The organism is Streptomyces sp. NPDC007917 (assembly GCF_042959105.1).
Taxonomy (GTDB): domain Bacteria; phylum Actinomycetota; class Actinomycetes; order Streptomycetales; family Streptomycetaceae; genus Streptomyces.
Genome location: NZ_JBIBKK010000003.1, coordinates 198,389 through 219,641, shown reverse-complemented (window position 1 = coordinate 219,641; position 21,253 = coordinate 198,389). Strand labels below are relative to the sequence as shown.

Annotated in this window: 20 protein-coding genes; 9 read left to right on the top strand and 11 right to left on the bottom strand. The window is 71.7% G+C overall.

All coding sequences use genetic code 11. The features are described 5' to 3' along the window. The first annotated feature begins 26 nt into the window (after positions 1-26). The 4 genes from ACFZDL_RS06990 (at position 27) to ACFZDL_RS06975 (ending at position 4,347) form a co-directional block, all read left to right on the top strand. Positions 27-911, top strand: coding sequence for a lysozyme (locus ACFZDL_RS06990; RefSeq protein ID WP_353593258.1), 885 nt, complete (start codon positions 27-29; stop codon positions 909-911). A gap of 218 nt (positions 912-1,129) precedes the next feature. Continuing rightward, a complete protein-coding gene (locus ACFZDL_RS06985) occupies positions 1,130-1,777 on the top strand; it encodes a DUF4142 domain-containing protein (RefSeq protein ID WP_014181503.1) in 648 nt (215 codons plus the stop codon). A 9-nt stretch (positions 1,778-1,786) separates the two neighbouring features. Further along, entirely contained in the window at positions 1,787-3,304 is a 1,518-nt protein-coding gene (locus tag ACFZDL_RS06980; RefSeq protein WP_353593257.1) for a DUF1996 domain-containing protein, read from the top strand. Then, on the top strand, positions 3,304-4,347 hold the full coding sequence (locus tag ACFZDL_RS06975; RefSeq protein WP_353593256.1) for a sigma-70 family RNA polymerase sigma factor: 1,044 nt from the start codon (positions 3,304-3,306) through the stop codon (positions 4,345-4,347). The genes ACFZDL_RS06980 and ACFZDL_RS06975 overlap by 1 nt, the downstream gene beginning before the upstream one ends. An 87-nt stretch (positions 4,348-4,434) precedes the next feature. Here ACFZDL_RS06975 and ACFZDL_RS06970 read toward each other — a convergent pair whose 3' ends face one another. Then, the gene (locus ACFZDL_RS06970; RefSeq protein WP_353593255.1) at positions 4,435-5,628 is read right to left on the bottom strand and encodes a helix-turn-helix domain-containing protein; all 1,194 of its coding nucleotides are present in this window, start codon (positions 5,626-5,628) and stop codon (positions 4,435-4,437) included. Between the two features lie 415 nt (positions 5,629-6,043). Between ACFZDL_RS06970 and ACFZDL_RS06965 the strand changes: the two genes are divergently transcribed. From ACFZDL_RS06965 to ACFZDL_RS06950, 4 genes are all read left to right on the top strand, one after another. Beyond that, positions 6,044-6,898: a hypothetical protein gene (locus ACFZDL_RS06965; RefSeq protein ID WP_353593254.1), complete on the top strand. Its 855-nt coding sequence runs from the start codon at positions 6,044-6,046 to the stop codon at positions 6,896-6,898. Continuing rightward, the gene (locus ACFZDL_RS06960; protein ID WP_353593253.1) at positions 6,886-8,400 is read left to right on the top strand and encodes an NADH-ubiquinone oxidoreductase-F iron-sulfur binding region domain-containing protein; all 1,515 of its coding nucleotides are present in this window, start codon (positions 6,886-6,888) and stop codon (positions 8,398-8,400) included. The genes ACFZDL_RS06965 and ACFZDL_RS06960 overlap by 13 nt, the downstream gene beginning before the upstream one ends. Positions 8,401-8,591: 191 nt before the next feature. Next, positions 8,592-9,587, top strand: coding sequence for an SCO0930 family lipoprotein (locus ACFZDL_RS06955; RefSeq protein ID WP_353593252.1), 996 nt, complete (start codon positions 8,592-8,594; stop codon positions 9,585-9,587). Between the two features lie 102 nt (positions 9,588-9,689). Further along, positions 9,690-10,247 carry a hypothetical protein gene (locus tag ACFZDL_RS06950; RefSeq protein WP_353593251.1) on the top strand — a complete coding sequence of 186 codons (558 nt, stop codon included), beginning with the start codon at positions 9,690-9,692 and terminating at the stop codon, positions 10,245-10,247. A gap of 7 nt (positions 10,248-10,254) precedes the next feature. On the opposite strand, the gene ACFZDL_RS06945 is transcribed toward ACFZDL_RS06950, so the two are convergent. Both ACFZDL_RS06945 and ACFZDL_RS06940 read right to left on the bottom strand, forming a co-directional pair. Further along, positions 10,255-10,950, bottom strand: a complete 696-nt coding sequence (locus ACFZDL_RS06945) for an HAD family phosphatase (RefSeq protein ID WP_353593250.1) — start codon at positions 10,948-10,950, stop codon at positions 10,255-10,257. Between the two features lie 304 nt (positions 10,951-11,254). Beyond that, positions 11,255-12,250, bottom strand: coding sequence for a ScbA/BarX family gamma-butyrolactone biosynthesis protein (locus ACFZDL_RS06940; protein ID WP_353593249.1), 996 nt, complete (start codon positions 12,248-12,250; stop codon positions 11,255-11,257). A 111-nt stretch (positions 12,251-12,361) separates the two neighbouring features. Between ACFZDL_RS06940 and ACFZDL_RS06935 the strand changes: the two genes are divergently transcribed. Then, complete coding sequence (locus ACFZDL_RS06935) at positions 12,362-12,985, top strand: ScbR family autoregulator-binding transcription factor (protein WP_353593248.1); 624 nt, start codon at positions 12,362-12,364, stop codon at positions 12,983-12,985. Between the two features lie 58 nt (positions 12,986-13,043). On the opposite strand, the gene ACFZDL_RS06930 is transcribed toward ACFZDL_RS06935, so the two are convergent. From ACFZDL_RS06930 to ACFZDL_RS06895, 8 genes are all read right to left on the bottom strand, one after another. Next, positions 13,044-13,859: an endonuclease gene (locus tag ACFZDL_RS06930; RefSeq protein ID WP_353593247.1), complete on the bottom strand. Its 816-nt coding sequence runs from the start codon at positions 13,857-13,859 to the stop codon at positions 13,044-13,046. A gap of 136 nt (positions 13,860-13,995) precedes the next feature. Next, positions 13,996-14,676 (bottom strand): SDR family oxidoreductase, encoded by a 681-nt coding sequence (locus ACFZDL_RS06925; RefSeq protein WP_353593246.1) that lies wholly within the window; start codon positions 14,674-14,676, stop codon positions 13,996-13,998. Further along, a complete protein-coding gene (locus ACFZDL_RS06920; RefSeq protein ID WP_353593245.1) occupies positions 14,669-15,910 on the bottom strand; it encodes an exo-alpha-sialidase in 1,242 nt (413 codons plus the stop codon). The genes ACFZDL_RS06925 and ACFZDL_RS06920 overlap by 8 nt, the downstream gene beginning before the upstream one ends. 70 nt (positions 15,911-15,980) lie before the next feature. Then, entirely contained in the window at positions 15,981-16,853 is an 873-nt protein-coding gene (locus ACFZDL_RS06915; RefSeq protein ID WP_353593244.1) for an ABC transporter ATP-binding protein, read from the bottom strand. Further along, positions 16,850-17,710 (bottom strand): ABC transporter ATP-binding protein, encoded by an 861-nt coding sequence (locus ACFZDL_RS06910; RefSeq protein ID WP_353593243.1) that lies wholly within the window; start codon positions 17,708-17,710, stop codon positions 16,850-16,852. Before ACFZDL_RS06910 ends, ACFZDL_RS06915 begins: the two co-directional genes overlap by 4 nt. Beyond that, positions 17,707-18,636 (bottom strand): ABC transporter permease, encoded by a 930-nt coding sequence (locus tag ACFZDL_RS06905; RefSeq protein WP_353593242.1) that lies wholly within the window; start codon positions 18,634-18,636, stop codon positions 17,707-17,709. The genes ACFZDL_RS06910 and ACFZDL_RS06905 overlap by 4 nt, the downstream gene beginning before the upstream one ends. Positions 18,637-18,639: 3 nt before the next feature. Further along, the gene (locus tag ACFZDL_RS06900) at positions 18,640-19,569 is read right to left on the bottom strand and encodes an ABC transporter permease (protein WP_353593241.1); all 930 of its coding nucleotides are present in this window, start codon (positions 19,567-19,569) and stop codon (positions 18,640-18,642) included. A 3-nt stretch (positions 19,570-19,572) separates the two neighbouring features. After that, on the bottom strand, positions 19,573-21,147 hold the full coding sequence (locus ACFZDL_RS06895; protein WP_353593240.1) for an ABC transporter substrate-binding protein: 1,575 nt from the start codon (positions 21,145-21,147) through the stop codon (positions 19,573-19,575). Positions 21,148-21,253 lie beyond the last annotated feature (106 nt).

Sequence of the window (21,253 nt, the reverse complement as noted above, 5' to 3'; positions counted from 1 at the left end):
ACGTGACACCGAGTTCGGAGGAACAGATGTCCGCACAGACCGGCAGGGGTGCCCATCGGAAGCGCCCCGCCCTGCGCTCGCCCTACGCCATGGGCGGGTTGGCCCTCGCGGTCACCGCCGCCGCGGCCTCGTTAGTGCCCGCCATGGCCTCGACCACCGAGGGGCCCAAGGGCGGCGCGGCGCGGGCCCAGGCCCCCGCCCACCCGGAGCGGGACTGGATGGGCTCGACCGTCGCCGAGCACGAGGGCGGCGATCCGAAGGCGATACCCAAGGCCACGGCGGCCGCCTCGGTGGAGGGGGTCGACGTCAGCAACCACCAGGGCGCGGTCAACTGGACGTCGCTCTGGAACAAGAACGTCCGGTTCGCCTACGTCAAGGCCACCGAGAGCACGACGTACAAGAACCCCAAGTTCGCCTCGCAGTACAACGGCGCCGCCGACAAGGGCATGATCCGCGGCGCCTATCACTTCGCCCTGCCGAACAAGTCCGGCGGCGCCGCGCAGGCGGACTACTTCGTGAGCAACGGGGGCGGCTGGTCGGCCGACGGCAGGACCCTCCCGCCCGTGCTGGACATCGAGTACAACCCGTACGGCGCGTCCTGCTACGGCAGGACCAAGGCCCAGATGGTCACCTGGATCAAGGACTTCAGCGCCCGGGTCAAGAAGCGCACCGGGCGTGACCCGGTGATTTACACGACCACCAGCTGGTGGAAGTCCTGCACCGGCAACAGCGGCGCGTTCGGGGCGAAGAACCCGCTGTGGCTCGCGCGCTACGCGTCCACGCCGGGGGCGCTGCCGGCCGGGTGGAAGACCCACACCATCTGGCAGTACACGTCCTCCGGGCCGGTGGTGGGCGACCACAACAGGTTCAACGGCAGCCTGGCCCGGCTCAAGGCCCTGGCCAAGGGCTGACCCCGGCGGCGCTCAGCGCCCCGGCCGAGCGACTCCCGCCCCCGACTGGGTAAAACGGACGTAAAGCACCAGCTCAGGGGGCGGGACACAAAACAGTTCGGCAGAGTACCAGCAAGCAGAGATCGCTGTCAGGTCTTTATTCATTGGTGATGAGCTCTCCACTCCCGGCCCACACCAGGCACTAGCGTCCGGTGTCACTCCGAACCAAGGAGGGCGCTGTGCGATCAGTCATCAGCAGATCCATTGCTTCCAGCCGCACGATCGGGACCGGGCTCATCATCGGTGCGCTCGCCATGACGCTCGCGGCACTGCTCATCCCCGTGAGCCTGTTCGGCGAAAGCAGCGCTGCGGCGCTCCCGAGCGGGGTCACCGACGACGGCAAAGGAACCATCAGTACGCAATACGGGCCGCTCACCGCGGTCGACAGGGACTTCGTCCGCAAGGTCAAGCTCGCCGGCCTGTGGGAACTCCCCTCGGGACGCATGGCACAGGAGCGTGGCAACACCGACGCCGTGAAGACCGCGGGCGAACACCTCATCGAGGGCCACACCGAGCTGGACCGCCGGTCCAACGAGGTGGGCCAGGCTCTCGGAATCGACCTGCCCACCCAGCCCAACGAGCAGCAGCAGGGCTGGCTCAACGAAATGACCAACGCCGCCTCACCGGCCGAGTTCCAGCGTGTGTTCGCCAACCGCCTGCGCGCCGCGCACGGGAAGGTCTTCGGCCTGGTGGCCCAGGTGCGGGCGCAGAGCGAGAACTCCATGGTCAGGTCCCTCGCGACAAGGGCCAACGCAGTCGTTCTCGACCACATCACGGTCCTTGAGGACACCGGGCTTGTCGACTTCGAGGCCCTCAACACAAAGTGAAGTGATCTCATGAGGCAACAGACCCATAAACGCGGGCGTTTCACGAACAAGACCGTGGCCATCGTCGCCGCGCTGGCGCTCGGCGGCGGTGGCGCGGCCGTCATCGCGGCGAACGCGTCCGCGAGCGGCGACAAGAGCTCCGGCGAGGAGCGGACGCTGTCGGCGACGGCGGGCACGATCAGCTGCCCCGACGTGGGCCAGAAGCTCAGCAGCGTCCCGCGGCAGGCCCGCGCCGAGGTCGACCGCAACCTGGCCGAGCTCGACTCCCAGGTGGCCAACGCCTACCAGCGGATGGCGAAGAAGGAGGCGGGCACGGATTCCGTGCTCACCACGCTCCAGCAGCAGCGCACGGCCACCTTGGACCGCATCGGGATCGCCATCGGCCGCAGCGCTCAACGCCCCGCGGGTCTCGAGCAGATGAGTGCCTGCAAGATGCAGACCAACTTCGCCGGGAAGGGCCGTGGCGGTGGCCAGGGCGGCAACCAGCAGGGCGGCGGCCAGCAGGGCAACCAGCAAGGTGGCGACCAGCAGGGCGGGAACAACCAGGGCGGTGGCCAGCAGGGCGGTGGCCAGCAGGGTGGCAACCAGCAAGGCGGCGGCCAGCAGGGCGGGAACAACCAGGGCGGCAACGGCGGGCAGCAGGGCAACGGCCCCTCGCCGGAGGACTTCGTCGACATCACGAAGGTGCAGCCCAACGTCAAGGAGCCGCAGAACCAGGGCAACGCGTCCACCGGCAGCTTCGTCTCGGAGTGCGGTGTCAACGAGCAGGCCATCCGCAACACCGACAACGTGATCGTGGCGCCCGGCGTGGGCAACGGCGCCCACCACACCCACGACTACGTGGGCAACAAGACCACGAACGCCAACTCCACCAACGACAGTCTGGCCGCGGGCGAGACCACCTGCACCAACGGCGACCAGTCCACGTACTACTGGCCGGTGGTCCGGGTCCAGGACGGCACCCAGGAGAAGGACGCCAACCAGCTCGGCGGTGGCCTCGAGGGGAACGTCGGCCGCATCCTCACCCCCAAGAGCTCCACGATCGAGTTCAAGGGCAGCCCGGTCGGCAAGGTCACCGCGATGCCCCGCTTCCTGCGGATCATCACCGGTGACGCCAAGGCGTTCACCAACGGCACCGCCAACGCCAACGCACACTGGAGCTGCACCGGCTTCGAGGACCGCCAGCTGACCGACAAGTACCCGATCTGCCCGCAGGGCAGCGACGTGGTGCGCAGCTTCGCCTTCCAGAGCTGCTGGGACGGCAAGAACATCGACAGCGCCAACCACCGTGACCACGTCGCCTTCGCTCAGCAGGACGGCTCCTGCCCGGGTGGCTTCCAGGCGATCCCCCAGCTGGTGAACAAAATCACCTATGAGGTCCCGGCGGGTGCGACGTACGCGGTCGACGGCTTCCCCGAGCAGTTGCACAAGCCGATCACCGACCACGACGACTTCATCAACGTGATGTCGGACCAGCTGATGAACCAGGCCGTGCAGTGCATCAACAGCGGGCAGAAGTGCGGCTGATGCCCCACCGACCCCAGGCGTGCGCCGATCGGTCTCCGGTCGGCGCACGCCGCGTTCCGGCCCGGCACGAGACCGCGCGGCACGAGGCTGCCGCGGCCGCCGGCGATCCGGCCGCCGGACACCCGGATCACACGGACCGTCCGGGTGGTTCCGATCCCGAGCACTTACCCGACGGGTCCGATCCCGAGCCGTTACCCGAGCGGTCACCCGCGCGGGCGGGGCCGGAGCCCCGAGGCCGCGAACCGACGCCCTCGGACCAGGAACTCACCCAGCGGCTCCAGGAGGGGTACCGCCTGGGGGCCGCGAGCCCGGCGGCCGGTGACCTCCTCTACCGCCGCCACCGCGAGGCGGCGTTCGCCTATGCCCGCACCTGTTGCCGAGCCCTCCACGACGCCGAGGACCTTGTGTCCGAGGCGTTCATCCGCACCTTCCAGGCCGTCCGGTCGGGCGGCGGCCCGCGTGGCCCCTGGCGCCCGTACCTGCTGACCGTCATCCGCCACACCGCGATCGAGTGGAGCGCCGGCGAGCGTCAGGTGCTGCTCACCGCGGACTTCGAGTCCTGGCGGCAGCAGTCGACCGAGGCGGACCCCCAGCAGCACCTGCTGGCCGACGAGGACCGCAGGATGCTGGTCCGAAGTTTCCAGGCCCTCCCCGCGCGGTGGCGGACCGTGCTGTGGCACACGCTGGTGGAGGGCGACTCCCATCAGCGCGTGGCCGCGCTGATGGGTCTGTCCCCCAGCGGTCTCACCTCCTTGGCCTTCCGCGCCCGCGAGGGGCTGCGCGAGGCGTATCTGCGCGCCCATGTGCGGTCCGCGGCCGGGGACGACGACCGCTGCCGCCACTTCGGCTCCATGATCGGCGCGTCGGTGCGGCGTGGCGCCGTACGCGGCCGGGCGCTGGCGCGCCATCTGGCCGAGTGTGGCGTCTGCTCGCACGCGTACACCGAGTTGCTGGCCCTCAACGCGGCCATGCCGGACACCACCCGGGCCGCGGAGTCCGCTGACTCCACGGGCTCTGCTGACTCCGCGGGGTGCCGGGGCTGAGCCCCGGACGACAAGCGCGCACATGGAACTGCCGGCCGCGGATCGCGGCCGGCAGTTCCATGATGGGGGCTCATACGGCCCCCCGGCTCACAGTCCGTTGACGCGCGCCTCCCTCGCGATGCCGCCCACGGGCCGAAGGCCGGTCGGCGCTCCGCGGCCCCTGCGGGTGACCACCCGGGAGTAGTGGCGCCGGATCCGGTCCATCTGCGCCATCAGCCGGCGGCCGCGCAGCGCCATCTCCAGCTCGAAGCGTATGCGCGGGTCCCGCAGGCCCGGCCCGAAGAGCTTCTCGATCTGCCGCAGCCGGTAACGCACCGTCTGCGGGTGCACCTTGAGCGCCTTGGCGGCCTCGGGTGCGCCACCGCCCTCGAGCCAGGCGAGCAGGGTCATCTGCAGCCGCTCGCTCTGCCGGGGGGTCAGCCCGGCCAGTGGCTTGAGCCACCGCGAGGCCAGCGCCCGTACCAGCGACTCGTCCTGGAGCAGCAGCAGCGTGGAGAGGTGGTCGTCCACGAAGAGTATCCGGGCCTCGGGGCCGCTGCGCGCATGGGTCATGGTCAGCAGCCGCCGTGCCCACCGCACCGAGGAGGCGGCGTCGTTCAGCGGAACGACGTGGCCGACGGCGGCGGTACGGCCCCGCAGCGCGGTCTCCAGCGCGCCGCGCGCGGAGGCGGTCTCGGTGGCGGTGTCCCGGTCGGTGTCCGGCTCGGCGGTCGCTCCCTCGGTCAGGGGAGTGTCCGGGCCGGTGGCGGTGTCGGTGCCCGTGTCGGGGTCGGGAATCAGCAGGCACAGCTCGTCGCCGACGGCGCCGATCAGGGTGTCGCCGAACACCGCGGCCAGCTGGGGCGCCTCGCCCGGGGTGGGCAGGGCGATGGCCTGGACCGATTCGGGCAGTGGCCAGCGGGCGGCCCGGGAGAGTTCGGCCAGGGCTCGCTCGGATACGGGTGCCTCGCCGACCAGGGCGTCGAAGAGGTCGCGCCTGGCCCGCTCGGGGGGTACCTCGGTCAGGGGGCCACGGCCGCGGGCGCTGTCGGCCACCGCGTGTTCGGTGGCCTCCTCACCTGGGGTCCGGTAGCCGAGTGCGGTCGAGAGAGCCTGTTCGACGGTCCATCGCACCTTGTCACGCTCAGTGTCCTCCAAGAGGTCGGCGAATCCCGGAATTCTGCGCCGAAGGGTCTCAACCACTTCTTCGGCCAGGGACGGGAGTTCATTGCGCAGGACGCGGGTCCGCTCGCCACGGGGGGGACGGGGGGACCAGATGCGGTTCGCGAGTTCGCCCATCATTACCTCGTTCTTGCCGGGGGGAGGCCTGGCCGTTGGGGGGTCGGTCAGGCCCGTGGAGGTTGCCTCCGTCGCCGGTTCGTCCACTCCGGAAAAGGGAGTCGAGGGTCCTCCGATGAATCTTGGAGGAACCCCTCCCCTGCCGGTCCCGGCGCTTTGCCGGGTCTTTGCCATCGAAATGACAGTGGAGCAGCCCAAGACGGTGTGGGCAGTGGTGGTCCACAAGAAGTTGTCACATTACGACAAATCTTATGGAGATCACGTGTAGTTCGGAGATGCTGCCGTACCCAAAGACGACTTGACGTACTCGTCACTCGCGCGATCAGGCGCGATCGGGAGGCTTTCGATGCCCATGCCCCAGCCGCCGACTCCCCCGATTCCGGGGCCGCGCCGCAGGGCTCGCCACGGCGGATCAACCATGCCACAAGGGCCCGGGGGACCCGGCGGCCGACGAGCCGACCGCCGAGCCCGCCCGGTCCGGGCCGGCATCGGCTGGCCGCGCCACACCGCGCTGTACGCCGCTGTCGCGGCGGTCATACTCTCACTGATCGTGGCCGGCAACGCCGGTGCGTTCTCGAAAACTTGGGCCTTCCTGGACTTCGGCGCCGGTGTCCTCGCACTGGTCTCGTTGAGCAGCGCCGTGCTGTGGGGCCTGGCGGCCACCGACCGGCTGATCCTCCACTCGCAGCACCGGCTGCTCGCCCAGGGTGTCCACCGCGGCGCCGCGGTGGGCGGCCTGCTCTTTCTCGCCCTCCATGTGTGGGTGAAGGTGGCGGAGAGTCACACGAGCGCCGCGGCCATCGTGGTACCGTTCGCTGACGCAAATAAACCTGTGCTGATCGGACTTGGCACCTTGGCCGGATACCTGTTCATCACGGCGGCGGTGACGGGAGCGGTACGCAGCTCCTTCGCCTCCGCCGGCAAGTCCCGCTGGCGGTACCGCTGGTGGCGAGCGCTGCACGTGGCCGCGTACCCCGCGTGGTGCGCCGCGCTGATCCACGGCCTCAAGAGCGGCCGCGCCGCCAAGGACTGGGCGACCGCCGGATATGTCATGGCGCTGGCCGCCGTGGCCATCACCCTGTGGATCCGGCTGGCCAGCCGCCGGGCCGAGCGCAGCGAGCGCGACGCCATCATCACCGGCCAGATGAACGCCGTGGGCGGTGCCCAGGGCGGCGGGGCCCGCGGGTCCATGCCGTCCGCGCCCCGGACGGCCGGCGGGGCCTCCTCCCGTGACGGCGAACCCCTCGGCGCCTCGCGCGGGTGGGGCGCGTGATCTCGACCAAACCCAGACTGGCCTGCATCGATCCGCCCCGGCTGCTGGCCGGTCTCGACGAGACATACCGGCTCGACCGCGTCGGACACCTGACCGTCCACGGCTCGATGCCCGCGCTGCGCGCGGACGAGCTGGTGGCCCTCGCGGAGAACATCGACCTGCGCGGCCGAGGCGGCGCGGGTTTTCCGTTCGCCAAGAAGCTGACGGCCGTCATGGAGTCGGCGGGCCGCCGGGACGGCCGCTGCGCGGTGGTCGTCAACGGCAGTGAGGGCGAGCCCAGTTGTCTCAAGGACACCGCGCTGCTGCTGCACACCCCGCATCTGGTCATCGACGGGGCCGTGCTGGCCGCCACCGCGCTGGGCGCCGACGACGTGGTCATCGCCGTCCACCGGCCGGATGTCGAGGAGTCGCTGAGCGCGGCCATCGCCGAGCGCGGCCCGAGTGGGCCGCGGGTGCAGGTCAGCGTGACGGACGACCGTTTCGTCGCGGGCGAGGGCGGCGCCGTCATCAACGGTGTCAGCGGCGCCCCGGCCATCCCCAACGGCCGCAAGATCCGCACCAGCGACAGCGGCCTGGGCGGGCTGCCGACCCTGCTGTCGAACACCGAGACGTTCGCGCAGCTCGCGGTGGCCGCGCGGATGGGCGCCCTGCCGTTCCGCTCGGTGGGGCTGCCCACCGAGCCCGGCACCACCCTGCTGACGGTGGGCGGCAAGTACGTGATGGAGACCCCGTTCGGGGTGCCGCTCACCTACGTCCTGGAGCTGTGCGGTCTCACGCCGGGCCAGGGCGTGCTGGTGGGCGGCTACCACGGAAAGTGGCTGCTGCCCGACAGCCTCGCGTCGGTCAACATCTCCCGGGAGTCCATGGAGAAGTACAACGCGCGGCTCGGGGCCGGAGCGGTGCTGCCGATCCCGGAGAACACCTGCCCGGTCGGCGAGACCGCCCGGGTGGCGCGCTGGCTGGCGGGTGAGACCGCCAACCAGTGCGGGCCCTGCTTCATCGGGCTGCCGGCGCTCGCGGACGCCATCGGCCAGGTCGAACGGGGCGGTGGCCAGGCGGCGTTGGACAGCGTCAGCGCGTACATCGAGTCGGTGAAGCGCCGCGGCGCCTGCAGCCACCCCGACGGCACGGCCGGCTTCGTGACCACCGCGCTGGAGGCGTTTCCGGACGAGTTCCGGGAACACGCGCTGGGCCCCGGGTGCGGCCGTCCCACGCTCGGGGTGCTGCCGCTGACCGACGGCGCCCCCTCCGGGCCGCTGGCCCTGCCCCCGGGCCCGTCCGCCACCCGGCGGGACGAGCGGGACGCCGCGGAGCAGCTCCTCGTGGACTGGACGCTGTGCCAGGGCCATGGGCTGTGCGCGGACATCCTCCCCGAGGTGATCGAGCTGGGCATCGACGGCTACCCGAACCGGGCCAAGTACGGTGTGCCGCGCCAGCTGCGCGGGCAGGCCGTCCGCGCGGTGCGGCGCTGCCCCGCTCTCGCGCTGCGCATGGAGGGATAGCCACACCTCCCGCCTCCTCTTCTCGACGGCCGTCATGGAACGGCCGTCGATTCGTTTGTGCTCAACGAACACCGTTGTTTTTGCGTCTGATGACAAATTCCGGAGGCCATGAACACCCGCCGAGACCCCCTCCGTATGCAAGTGACGTCGGCGCAAAACAGCCGCCGGACCGCAAGCTTGAAGGAGTGGGCATGAAGAAGCGGCAGATCGCGTTCGCCGGGGCCTCCGTCGCGATGGTCCTGATGACCGCGGCGTGCGGCAGCAGTGAGAAGCAGTCCTCGGGCAGCGCCAACGTCCAGCCCATCGGCGGCACCCAGACCGTGGGCATCGGCGCGACCCCGGGGTCGTCGGGCTACGGCACCAGCGCCGGCAGCGGCAACGAGGCCGGCGGCGACAGCGGCGACGCGGCCTCGGGCTCCGGCAAGGACGCGCTGACCGGCCCGGCCAAGCAGCTGTCCGTGCGGGACGTCCCCAAGCTGGGCTCGGTCGTCACCGACAGCAAGGGCTGGACGCTCTACCGGTTCGACGAGGACACCTCGGGCGCCTCCCCCAAGTCCAGCTGCAACGACGCCTGCGCCACCAAGTGGCCGCCGGTGCCGGCGAGCGACGCCTCCGTCAGCACCGGGATCGCCGAGAAGGAGCTCGGCTCGGTCGTCCGCGCCGACGGCACCAAGCAGCTGACCCTGGGCGGCTGGCCGGTGTACCGCTTCGCCGGGGACACCAAGGCCGGGGACACCAAGGGCCACGGCGTGGGCGGCACCTGGAACGCGCTGGCGCCCGACGGCAAGCCGGCCGGGAAGAAGGCCGCCCAGGACGAAAGCCTCCAGCTCTCGGTCACCAGCAACGCCAAGCTCGGCAAGATCGTCGTGGACGGCCAGGGCATGACCGTCTACCGGTTCGACAAGGACAGCGCCTGGCCGATGAAGACCGGCTGCCTGAACGCCTGCCTGGAGACCTGGAAGCCCGTCAAGCCCGTCGACACCAGCAAGGTCGCCGGGGTCGACCCGAAGAAGCTCACCACGTTCACCAGGCCCGACGGCTCCAAGCAGCTGGCCTTCGACTGCTGGCTGCTGTACACGTTCACCGGGGACACCAAGCCCGGCGACACCAACGGACAGGGCAAGCAGGGGCTGTGGTTCGCGGTCACCGACAAGGCCAAGAAGGCCGGCGCGGCCGCCTCGGAGTGATACACAGACAGCGGTCCGTACGAAACAGCGGTCCACCGGGCGGGGGGCCCGAGGCCACGGGCGCACCGGGCCACCCCGCCGGACCACCATCGGGAGGTTGACGTGTCACACGTACTGCGTGCCACCGCGCTCTGCGCGGTGCTGCTGGTGAGCGGCTGCGCCGGGAGCGAGGGGCAGAGCCACTCCGGCCACGCGCAGAAGAAGGCCTCCCCGTCGGCCGGGAAGTCCGGCGACAACTCCGGCGGACCCGCGTCGCTGACGAAGATCGCCCATGCCATCGGCTGCAAGGCGAACGTCGTGACCGACGCCGAGGAGCTGCGCCAGGCGGCGTGCAAGGCCGGCAAGGATCAGTACACCCTGGTCACCTTCGCCACCGACAAGGGAAAGCGCGCCTGGCTGTCGGAGTCCAAGGACTACGGCGGCACCTATCTGGTCGGCTACCGCTGGTCGGTGACGGCCCCCTCGGAGGACTCCCTGAAGCCGCTGCGGGTCAAGCTCGGCGGCACCATCGAGACCGGGACCTTCCACGGGGGCATGGAGCACGGGGGCATGGAGCACGGGGGCACGGAACACGAGGGCACGGAACACGAGGGCACGGAACACGAGGGCATGGAGACGGAGCCCGGGAAGGGCCACGCCGAGCACGCCCGGCACCACTGACTGCAGGTCAGGGTCTGCGGCTCTCCGCCCACTTGAGCAGGTCGGGGTCGGCGAGGCTGGAGACCCACAGATCCACCGGTGGTGTTTCGTCCGCGTCGTCGGCGTCGTGCAGGGGATTGCGCGGACCCACCGCGAGGACCCTGAGCCCGGCCCGGGCCGCGGACACCAAGCCGCAGTGGGAGTCCTCCACGGCCAGGGCGTCGCCGGGTGCCGCGCCGCACCGGCGGGCTGCCTCCAGATAGACGTCCGGATAGGGCTTGGGGCGCACCTCCCCCTCCGGGACCAGCACATGGCGGAAGTACCGCAGCAGCCCCGCCCGGGACAGCCCGGCCTCGACCACATCGCGCGGGCAGTTGCTGGCGACGGCCAGCGGCGCGAAGGCGGCGGCCTTGCGGACGAGTTCGGTGGCGCCGGGCATGGTGACCGGGTCGTCGGCCACCAGTTGGCGGAAGCTCGCGAGGAGTTGTTCGGTCATCTGCTCGGCCAGCGCGGGGGCCCCGGCGTACTCGGCCAGCATACGGCCGCACTCGGTGTAGTGGAGGCCCTTGGTGGCCTGCGCGAACTCCCGGTCGGGGGCGCTGCCGTGGTGGCTGAGCACCACTTCACGCGCCTTTTCCCAGTGGCGTTCGGAGTCCATGAGGGTGCCGTCGCAGTCGAAGACGACGGCGGCGGGGGTCCAAGCGAGAAGCGTGTTGGCTGTCATCTGCCTGCCGTTCCATGGGAGTGGACGAATCGGCGCAGGGGGTGCCTGTACCTGCGGGGAGCAGCGCAGTGGGGTTCCCGGCGGCTCAGGCGCGGATGCGCCAACCGCTGCCGTCCGACGCGCGGGCGCCTGATCGCGTGCGCGATGCGGGAAGCCGTACAGGCGGAGAGTCGCCTGCCCGAAAGATAACGATCACTACGGTAGTTTGATGACCCGCAGTAAGCAAGAAACTACTATGTGTCGGCGTTTTGTTCGTCGCTCTTGCGCTCGTCGGTGCTTTGCCCGTCGACGAGGTGTTCGGCGCTCAGGGGTACTGCAGGACGCCGACCACGGTCCGCTCCCCCGCCTGCCTCAGCCGGAAGACACAGGTCCTGCCGTGCGGAACGCACTCCACCCGGGCAGGCGGGGCGAATTCGGTGAACCGCAGGGCGCGGAACCGGCAGCCGACGGGGCGGGTGTGAACACCCTCCGTCGCCAACGCGGCGGCCTGGCGGGCGGCTTCCAGCAGCACCAGGCCCGGCACATGGTCGCTCCAGTGGTCGAAGAAGAAGGGGTGGCGGAGGTCCGCCGGGTCCAGCCGCCAGATGCCCGCCTCCCGCACCACCAGGACGTCGCGCGCCGCCGGCACCGCCACCGATCGCGGCGCCGGCCGGGCGAGGACGCCGGCCCGCGGCCGCTCGGCCGCGGGCGCCGCGCGACGGGCCGTCCGATACGCCTCCGGGGCCAGGAAGCGCGCGGTGCCACCGGCCCGCGCGAAGGGCGTCCCGCCCGCGAGAAGCCGGATGTCGAGCCGGAGCCCGGAGACGAACCGGCCGCAGGGCGTGGTGCGCACATCGGTCACCGCGGCGCGGCAGACCACATCGGTGGCCCCGTGTTCGGCCCGCGGTTCGGCGGCCGGGTCGAGCGCGAAGAACAGGTCCCTGATCACGAAGCGCGCCCCCGCGGGGGTGGCGAAGTGCCGGGAGGGCAGATAGATGCCCAGCTGGCGCAGGGTTTCGGCGACCATCAGGGGGTGGTGGCGGCCGTCCGGGCCGTGCGGGAAGGTGGGGTGGGAGCGGGGCCACTGCGCCGCGGCCACGAACCGGTCTCCGCCGAGCGCGCGGACGTCGGTGAGCAGCACCTCGGCCACCGAGGCGCGGTGCACCGCCTCGCGCGCCACGGTGCGGGACCAGCTCAGCCGCCGCGCTGCCGGCTCCCACGGCTCCGGGGCCTGTGCGCGCGGCGGGCGCTGCCGGCGCCCAGGGCCCTTCGAGGGCTCCGGCGGCTCCGGGACACCACGCACCTCACCAATGATCGCCATAAAATACCAATAATCGTGGACCTGTGGGTCTTCACCTCCATGACATGCGACAAGTCCGCTAAGTTCACCCCGACAACGCATCGCACGCGACGGAGCGAGGACGGACACCACGTGCAAGAGCGGGCCGAGCAGACACGCCGAACCCTCCTGGAAGCGGCGGCTTCCCTCTTCGACGAACGGGGTTACGCCGGCACCAGCATCAGCGATATCGCCACCCGGTCCGGCCACACCAGCGGCGCCATCTACTTCCACTACGCGAGCAAGGAGAAACTCGCGCTCGCCGTCGTCGAGGGACACTTCGCCACCTGGCCACCGCTGATCGAGCAGTACACCACCGCCACCGGCGCCCCGGCCCTGGAGCGGCTGGTGCGGCTGAGCTTCGCGGTGGCCCGCGCGTTCCGCGACGACATCGTCGTCCGGGCGGGGGCGCGGCTGTGGACGGAGCGCACCCTCATCGCGGCGCCGCTCCCGCCGCCCTTCGTCGGCTGGATCGACGCCGTGACCGAGATGCTGGAGCGGGCGCACGCCGAGGGCGACCTCGCCGCGCACATCGACCCCGAGCGCGCCGCCCGGACCGTCGTCTGCGCCTTCTTCGGCGTGCACACCGTCTCCGAGGCCCTGGACCGGCGCCGGTCCATCGAGGACCATCTGGCCGATCTGTGGGCGCTGCTGCTGCCCTCGCTGCAGACCCGCCCCCTCGCCGCGGAGCTGTTCCCGATGGCCCGGCAGGGCTGAGACGGGGCTGCCGACAGGGATGAGGGCGGGTCTGGGGGCGGGCCTTGGGGCCGCGCGGCTACCAGATCTCGCCGACCCACTCGGGGTGGTCGACGAACGGGTTCCGGTTGTGCTGGTAGTCGTCGTATATCACCTGGTTGCGCCGCTGCTCGAAGGCGTCCGGCGGGTCCTCGTCGTTCCACTTGCGCAGCACGGACAGCCGCCCCAGATACGGCTGACTTCCGTTGCCCGCCTTGTCGTTGACCTCGAGGTCGGCGAAGCCGTCGCCACCCTCGTAGCGCACCGCCATGTAGAAGATCATGCGCGCCACATCGCCCTTGACGGCGTCGCGGGGCTCGAAGGAGTCGGCGTCGGTGTAGTTGCCGGGCGCCTCGGACACCTGGGAGCCGCCCTCGTCGAAGTCCTTGTTGCCGCGCGTGCTGTTGACCGACACGTCCTCGGGGCGCAGATGGTGCAGATCGGTGCCCGGACCGGTCGCGGTGCCGAAGTCGCCGTGTGACTTGGCCCAGACGTGTTCCCGGTTCCAGTCGTCGGCGTTGCCGCCGTTGGAACTCTTGCTCTGCGAGCGGCCGCTGTAGAGCAGGATGACGTTGGCGGAGTTGCGGGGGTCCTGGTCGGTGTTCTTGAGGGCGTCCCACACCTGGCTGTACGAGATCTTGCTGTTGGTGCTGATGATCTTGTGCAGCGCGTCCTTGAGCGGCTCCCCGGTCTTGCCGATCGCGTCCTTGTAGTACGTGTCGTCGTAGCCACCGGCTCGCGTCGGGTCGGCGGGCGCGGCGCCGGCGGTGGCGGGGGTCTGCGCGGTGGCGGTCACGGCCACCGCGCAGACCAGAAGGGCCAGGGATTTCCAGCGGGTCACACGGGTGATGTGCACAGGCGGTCCTCTCCCCGATTCACGTTCGATCGCCGAAAGCGTGTCAGAGAGCCGATCTCCCAAGGTGAACGGCAGGGAGAGGTTTCGTGACAGGGTCATGACCAGAGGCCGCTGGGCGAAGGGCCCCGCGGACGCGTCACAGCGACGCTCCCCCGCACATCACCAGCGTCTGACCGGTCGTCGAGCCGCCCTCCGGACCAAGCAGGAACGACGTCAGCCCGGCGACCTCCTCGGGCCGTACGAGCCTGCCCAGCGGCGGCACGACCGGAGGCGTCGCGCTGCGGCCGGGGTCCCGCAGCATCGGGGTGTCCGTGGGGCCGGGGGCCACCACGTTCACGGTGACCGCGCGGGGCGCCAGCTCCGCGGCCCAGGACCGGGCCATGGCCACCAGCGCCGCCTTGGTGGCCGCGTACTGGCTCTTGCCCGGCACACCGGTCATGGTGCGGCTGCCCACGAGCACCACCCGCCCGCCGTCGGTGATCCGGTCCGCCAGGGTGTCGACCAGGACCTCGGCCGCCCGCACATGGACCCGCCACATCAGCTCCCCGTCGGCCGCCGACAGCCCGCCGAGCCGGGCGGAGCGCTGAACACCCGCCGCGTGCACGATCGCGTCCACCCCGGCCACCGGCCCGAGCGCGTCCCGCAGCGCCTCCGGGCGCGCCAGATCGACCGGGAGCCAGCGCATCCGCTCCGCGGACACCGGTTCCGTACGGCTGATCCCGGTGATCCGCCACCCCTCGTCCAGCAACCGGGCGGCGATCGCGGCGCCGATCCCGGAGCTGGCGCCGGTGACCACCGCGTGGCGTGGCTCAGACATCGGCCGCCCAATCCGGCGCCACCCGTACGTACTTGATGGCCCGGCGGTGGTAGGTGTACGCGATGTGCAGCGCGCCGTCCGGTGTCTGCGTCACGGAGGGGTAGGACAGCTCGCGGTTGAGCCGGTCGCGCGAGTTGTTGGTGAGGCAGTGTCCGTCGCCGGTGTCCAGATCCCGGCGGTGCGGCCAGGTGTCGCCGCCGTCGGACGACAGCGCGAGGGTCATCGGGGCCCGCGGCGCGCCCCAGAAGGCGGTCCTGCCGCCGTCGGCCACCTCGGACGGGGCGGTGGCGGCCGGGGACTCGCCCGCCTGGCCGTCGTCGTCGATCTCGTCGTAGAGCGAGACGCGGCGCGCGGTGGCGTCCGCGGCGCTGCTGTGGTTGTAGACCAGCGCGAGCCGTCCGTCGGCGAGCGGGACGTACTGGATGGAGGAGTTGTTGTTGGGCAGCTCCGTGGCCACCGGCTCGCTCCAGGTCTCGCCGCCGTCGCGGGAGTGCGAACGGTGGACGGCGTCCGCCCACCGGCTGCGGAAGAGGGCGAGCAGGGTGCCGTCGGGCAGCGGGTGGACGTTCATGTGCACACATCCGGTGGATCCGGGCACCGGCCGCTCCCGCCAGGTCCGCCCCTGGTCGTCACTGATCATCACCGCGCTGGTGTCGTGGTCCCCCACCCACGGGGTGCCCGGGGTGGCGACGCAGTGGAACACCGGCAGCAGCCACCGGCCGTCTTCGAGGACGACCGGGGGCTGGCGCACGAAGACACCGCCCACCGCGGTGGCCGGGAACAGCGTGCGCGTCGGCCCCCAGGTGGCGCCCCCGTCCGCCGAGGTGCGCAGCCGTACCTCGGCGGTGTCCTGATGGCCCGCCTGCTGGGCGGTGTGCAGCAGCCACAGCTCGCCGGTCGGCGCGGAGAACAGCACGGGGTTCTGCTCCGAGCGCGCCAGGTCGTCGGAGAGCCGCACCGGGTCGGTCCAGGTGTCCGCGCCCGGGGCGAGCCGGGAGAACCACACGCAGATGTCGGCGACGCCCTCCTGCGTGCCGCCGAACCACACGCACCCGAGGTCGCCCCCGGGCAGGACGGCGAGATTGGCGGCGTGGTTCTGCACGGCGGGGGCCGGCAGGAACGCCTCGGCGCGCGCCGGGTCGTCCGGGCGCTCGCGCACCCGCCCGTCGGTCCGCAGCTCCTCGGCGGCCTGCGCCGGGGTGGTGGTCCGGGAGGTGCTGTCGGGGTGGGTCATCAGGGGGTGGCTCCTTCGGCCTGCGCCCCGGCGCGCCTGACCTGGCGCGCCGGGTGTGGGGGACGGTGGGTCAGGGCAAAGTGGCGGGGTCCGGCGACTCGGCCGTCTCCGGTGACTGCGCCGACGCGGTGACGATCGCGGAGACCACGGCGCGCGGTTTGCGCCCCCGCATCGTCGTCGGGTCGAGGGCGGCGCGGCGCAGCGCCCTGGTGTACGGCTCAGCGGGCCCGGCGAGGACCGTCTGCGTCGGGCCGGACTCGACGATCCGTCCGCCGTGCATCACCACGACCTCGGAGCTGATCTCGCGGACCACCCCGAGGTTGTGGGAGATGACGATGTAGGCGAGCTGCCGCTCGGCCTGCAGATCGCGCAGCAGCCTCAGCACCTGCGCCTGGACGGAGACGTCCAGCGCGGAGGTGGCCTCGTCGCAGACCAGCAGTTCGGGGTCGCTGGCCAGGGCGCGGGCGATGCCGATCCGCTGCCGCTGCCCGCCGGAGAACTCGCCGGGGCGCCGGTGGAGGGCGCTGGCGGGCAGCCCCACCTGGTCGATCAGCTCCGCTGCCCGGCGGGCGCGCTCGGCCTTGGAGGTGACGCCGGCCAGCCGCAGCGGCTCGGCCACGGTCTCCTCGGCACTCAGATGGGGGTCCAGGGAGCCGTACGGGTCCTGGAAGATCATCTGCACCCGGCGGCGCAGCGGGCGCAGCCGCCGCTCCGGGAGGGTGGCGATGTCGGTGCCGTCGAGCAGGATGCGGCCCGCCGTGGGGCGCAGCAGCCGGACGAGGGAGCGGGCGATGGTGGACTTGCCGCAGCCGGACTCGCCGACGATGGCGAGCGATCCGCCGCGCTCCACGGTGAAGCCGACGCCGTCCACGGCGCGGAACTTCCCCCCGTGGACGGGGTATTCGACGACAAGGTCCTCGACGGCCAGCAGGGGTGTGGTCACAGCGCCTCCCGGTGTGCGGCGGCGGGGGCCTCATGGGTGGACTCGTCCCAGGGGCCCAGGGTGGGGACGGCGGCGAGCAGGCCGCGGGTGTACGGCTCGGCGGGGTGGTCGACGATCCGCTCGACCGGGCCGGACTCCACGAACCGGCCGTCGCGCATGACGTGGATGCGGTCGGACACCAGCCGGGCCACGCCCAGGTCGTGGGTGATCATCAGGATGCCGATACCGGTGCGCTCCTGCAGCTCCATGAGCAGGTCCAGAACGCCTGCCTGGACGGTGACGTCGAGGGCCGAGGTCGGTTCGTCGGCGACCAGCAGCTTCGGCTCGGCGGCCAGGGCGATGGCGATGAGGACACGCTGCAGCATGCCGCCGGAGAACTGGTGCGGATAGGCGCTCCAGCGGGTCTCGGGGCGCGGGATGCGGACCCGGCCGAGGAGTTCGATGCCGCGGTCGCGCGCCTCGGCCCTGGACAGTCCGGGGTGGCGCAGCCGCAGCGCCTCGCCCAGCTGGTGGCCGATGGTGTGCACGGGGCTGAGCGCGGTCATCGGGTCCTGCGGGATGAGGGAGACGCCGCGGCCGCGGATCCGCCGGATGGCCTTGGGGTCGGCGATGATGTCGCAGCCGAGCACCCGGGCGGTGCCGGACAGCACGGCCAGCCCGTCGGGCAGCAGCCTCAGCAGGCCCATGGCGGTGGTCGACTTGCCGGAGCCGGACTCGCCGATGAGCGTGACCGTCTCGCCCGGGGCGATGGTGAAGCCGACGCCGTCGACGGCGCGGACCACGCCGCGGTCGGTGATCAGCTCGATCTGCAGCTCCTCGACCTCCAGCAGGGGGGCCGGCTCGCTCGTCTCGCTCATGAGGACGCCTCCGTGACGCGTCGGCGGGTGCGGTCGCGCAGACCGTCGCCCAGCAGGTTGACCCCGACCACCAGGAGCACGATGACGAGGCCGGGCAGGGTCACCAGCCACCAGGAGGTGGTGATGTAGTCCTGGCCGTCGGAGATGATCCGCCCCCAGGTGGCGAACGGCCGCTGGGGGCCGGCGCCGAGGTAGCTCAGCGCGCTCTCCAGCAGCACCGCCTGGGCGAGCAGCAGGAGGACGACCAGGGACGCCTGGCGGACGATGTTGGGGATGATGTGGCGGGCCAGGATGGCGACCTGGCGCAGTCCGAGCACCCGGGCGGCGGCCACGTACGGCTTCTCCCGCTCGACCAGCACCAGCGACCGGGTGAGCCGGGCCACCTCGGGCCACTGGGCGACCGCGATCACGCAGGTGATGACGGTGACGGAGGGGCCGAAGAGGGCGACGACCAGCAACAGCATCATCAGCAGCGGCAGCGACATCTGGGCCTCGAGCAGCCGGGAGACGACCGTGTCGACCCAGCGGCCGAAGTATCCGGCCGCGGCGCCGGCCACGATGCCGATGAGGCCGGAGACGACGACCGCGAGCACGCCGATGGCGAGCGACACCTGGCCGCCGTGCAGCACCCGGGAGAGCAGGTCGCGGCCGAGCTGGTCGGTGCCGAAGAGGTGGCCGTCGGTCAGCGGCGGCAGCCGGCGCGCGGAGAGGTCCTGGTCGTCGGCTCCGGCCAGCGGCAGCACCTGGGCGAGGGCGACCGGGACCACCACCAGCAGGGTGCACACGGCGCCGGCCCACAGTTTCAGACTCGCGCTGCGGCGGCGCCGGGTGGCGGTGGCGCGCCCCAGGTCCTTAGCGGTGACCGCGCTGGGGCGGGTCGGTGGGGCCGTCTTTGCCGGGGCCGGGGGTTCGAGGGCGCCTTTCATCTCTCAGGCCGCCTTTCCCAGGCGTACCCGCGGGTCGAGCAGCGGGTAGGCCAGGTCGATGAGGAGTTGGACGAGGACCGCCAGGGCGGCGGTGACCAGGACGGTGGCCTGGATGAGCGGGTAGTCGCGGGTCTCCAGGGCGCGGACGACCAGGGAGCCGACGCCGGGCCAGCCGAAGACCACCTCGACCACCACGACGCCGTTGAGCATCGCGGCGAAGCGGGTGCCGAGCGCGGTCAGCACCGGGATGGCGGAGTTGCCCAGGGCGTAGCGCCAGGTCAGCGCGCGCTCGGAGACGCCGCGGGAGCGGGCCACGGTGATGTACGGGGAGGTCAGGGCCGCGACCATCTCGCGGCGGACCAGCCGGGAGATCAGCGCCATCTGGAGGACGGCCACGGTGACGGTCGGCAGGACCAGGCCGCCCCAGGTGGTGAACCCGGAGGCGGGGAGCACCGGCACCAGCACGGCGAAGACGGTCAGCAGCATGACGCCGATCCAGAAGTCCGGCATGGACTGTCCGGCGATGGTGAGGACGTTGGCGCCCAGTTCGCGCTTGGTGTCGGCGCGGCGGGCCATCCAGACGCCGAGCGGTACGGCGACGAGCGTGGTGAGCGCGATCGCGGCGGCGGAGAGGGTGATGGTGTACGGGACGCGGTCGAGCACCACGTCGAAGGCGGGGGCGTGGAAGGAGTAGCTGGTCCCGAGGTCGCCGGTGAACAGGTCGCGCAGGAAGACCCAGTACTGGGTCAGCAGGCTGTCGTCGAGGCCGAACTGTTCGCGGATGCGCGCCAGGTCCTCGCTGGTCGGGTTGGGGCCGGCCAGGGCGGCGGCGGGGTCGCCGGGTGCCATGCGCACCAGCACGAAGACGGTGGAGAGGGTGAGGAAGATGGTCAGGACGCTCTGGCCGAGGCGGCGGAGCAGATAGCGGATCACGGCTCAGCCCTCCAGGCGCACGGCGGCGAGGTCGTAGGAGTTGACCTGCAGGAGCCGCACATCGTGTACGCGGGTGCGGCGGGCCAGCACCACATTGGGGATGAAGGCCCACAGGCAGGGTCGGGTGTCCCAGATCGCCTTCTGGACGGCGGCGAGCTTCTTGTTCCGGGTCTTCTCGTCGCTCTCGGAGGAGGCGTCGGCGATCCGGGCCGCGATCTCGGGGAAGACATAGCCCTGGTAGGTGTCCCGGGTCTTCTCCTTCTCGGGGGTGCCGCCGTACATGCCCTGGAGGCTGGTGCTGGCGTAGCCGGTGGGGACGGAGTAGCCGTTGCCCAGGACGTCCCAGTCGCCGCGGCGGCCCTGCCGCCACTGCAGGATGTCGCCGCCGGGCTGGAACTGCTGCAGGGAGGCGCGGACGCCGACGGCGCGCAACATCTCCAGCACGGCCTCCATCACCGAGGTGTCCCCGGGGAACTCGCCCGACTCCCAGATGATCTTCACCTTGAGGTCGCCGGCGCCCAGCGCGGCCAGCTTTTTGCGGGCCTTGCCGGGGTCGTGGACATAGGACCCGGTGCGCACCGCGCCCTTGAGGGCCAGCGGGACCACGCCCTCGGCCTGCTGGGCGGAGCCGGTGAGCACATCGCGCACCAGGGCCTCGCCGTCGATGGCGTAGCTGAGCGCCTCGCGCACCCGGGGGTCGGCCAGCGGATGTCCCCGGGGCTTGCGGAAGTTGAAGAACAGCTGGTTGACCCGGGTGCCCGAGGTGCGGTCGAGCCGGACGCCGGGCAGGCCGCGCAGCTGCTCCGCCGAGTCGGGGGTGATGGTGTCGATCACGTCCAGCTCGCCGCTGCGCACGGCGACGACGCGGCTGGACTCCTCGGGGACGAAGCGCACCCGCACCTTCTCGACGGCGGGGCGCCGTCCCCAGTAGTTGCGGTTGGCGGCCAGGGAGTACTCGCCGGTGCCGGAGTTCGCCGAGGTGACGACGTACGGGCCCGAGCCCACCCCGCCGGTCAGCTCCTCAGGGCGGTTCTTGGCAGCCGGGCTGATCAGGATGTTGGCCATCAGCTGGTCGAGGATCGGTACCGGGTGTTCGGTGCGCAGATGGAACGTGCGCCCGTCCACCGGCTCGACGGTGGGCAGCTCGGGGAACAGGCCGATCAGGAAGGACCCGTTGACGCCCGCGTACATCTTCAGGGCGGTGGCCACGTCCTTGACCGTGACGGGGGTGCCGTCGGAGTAGCGCACTCCTTCGCGCAGCCGGACCGTCCAGCGGGTGGGCTCGGTCATCTCGAAGCGGTCGGCGAGCACCAGCTCGGTCTCGAGGCCCTTGCCGATCCGGGTGAGCCCCTGGCGGACGGCGCGCTGCACGGTGACCGCCGCGTCGAACTGGTTGAGCTTGTTGTCGAGGCTGACCAGGGAGCGGTTCAGCCCCAGGCTGATGGTGCCGGGGCCGGGGGCACCGGTGGGCCCCGCGCACCCGGCCAGGGGGCCGAGGGCGAGGCCGGCTGTGGCACTCGCGCCCAGGCGCAGCACGGTCCGCCGACTGGGGTGGGGACCGGATGAGATACGGGTCATCGTCGACCTCTCGGCATTTCAGGGGAGCGACCGGCTCGCTCGATCCGCCCGGATCGCCGCCGGGCGGGTCGTAGACCGTCCGGCGGCAGGGCCCGCGGCGTCGCCC

Bases quoted from the DNA above. Each gene is read 5' to 3' on its own strand.
- ACFZDL_RS06990 (WP_353593258.1), top strand. From the start codon at position 27: ATGTCCGCACAGACCGGCAGGGGTGCCCATCGGAAGCGCCCCGCCCTG.
- ACFZDL_RS06980 (WP_353593257.1), top strand. From the start codon at position 1,787: ATGAGGCAACAGACCCATAAACGCGGGCGTTTCACGAACAAGACCGTG.
- ACFZDL_RS06975 (WP_353593256.1), top strand. From the start codon at position 3,304: ATGCCCCACCGACCCCAGGCGTGCGCCGATCGGTCTCCGGTCGGCGCA.
- ACFZDL_RS06970 (WP_353593255.1), bottom strand. From the start codon at position 5,628: ATGATGGGCGAACTCGCGAACCGCATCTGGTCCCCCCGTCCCCCCCGT.
- ACFZDL_RS06965 (WP_353593254.1), top strand. From the start codon at position 6,044: ATGCCACAAGGGCCCGGGGGACCCGGCGGCCGACGAGCCGACCGCCGA.
- ACFZDL_RS06955 (WP_353593252.1), top strand. From the start codon at position 8,592: ATGAAGAAGCGGCAGATCGCGTTCGCCGGGGCCTCCGTCGCGATGGTC.
- ACFZDL_RS06945 (WP_353593250.1), bottom strand. From the start codon at position 10,950: ATGACAGCCAACACGCTTCTCGCTTGGACCCCCGCCGCCGTCGTCTTC.
- ACFZDL_RS06940 (WP_353593249.1), bottom strand. From the start codon at position 12,250: ATGGCGATCATTGGTGAGGTGCGTGGTGTCCCGGAGCCGCCGGAGCCC.
- ACFZDL_RS06925 (WP_353593246.1), bottom strand. From the start codon at position 14,676: ATGTCTGAGCCACGCCACGCGGTGGTCACCGGCGCCAGCTCCGGGATC.
- ACFZDL_RS06920 (WP_353593245.1), bottom strand. From the start codon at position 15,910: ATGACCCACCCCGACAGCACCTCCCGGACCACCACCCCGGCGCAGGCC.
- ACFZDL_RS06910 (WP_353593243.1), bottom strand. From the start codon at position 17,710: ATGAGCGAGACGAGCGAGCCGGCCCCCCTGCTGGAGGTCGAGGAGCTG.
- ACFZDL_RS06905 (WP_353593242.1), bottom strand. From the start codon at position 18,636: ATGAAAGGCGCCCTCGAACCCCCGGCCCCGGCAAAGACGGCCCCACCG.
- ACFZDL_RS06895 (WP_353593240.1), bottom strand. From the start codon at position 21,147: ATGACCCGTATCTCATCCGGTCCCCACCCCAGTCGGCGGACCGTGCTG.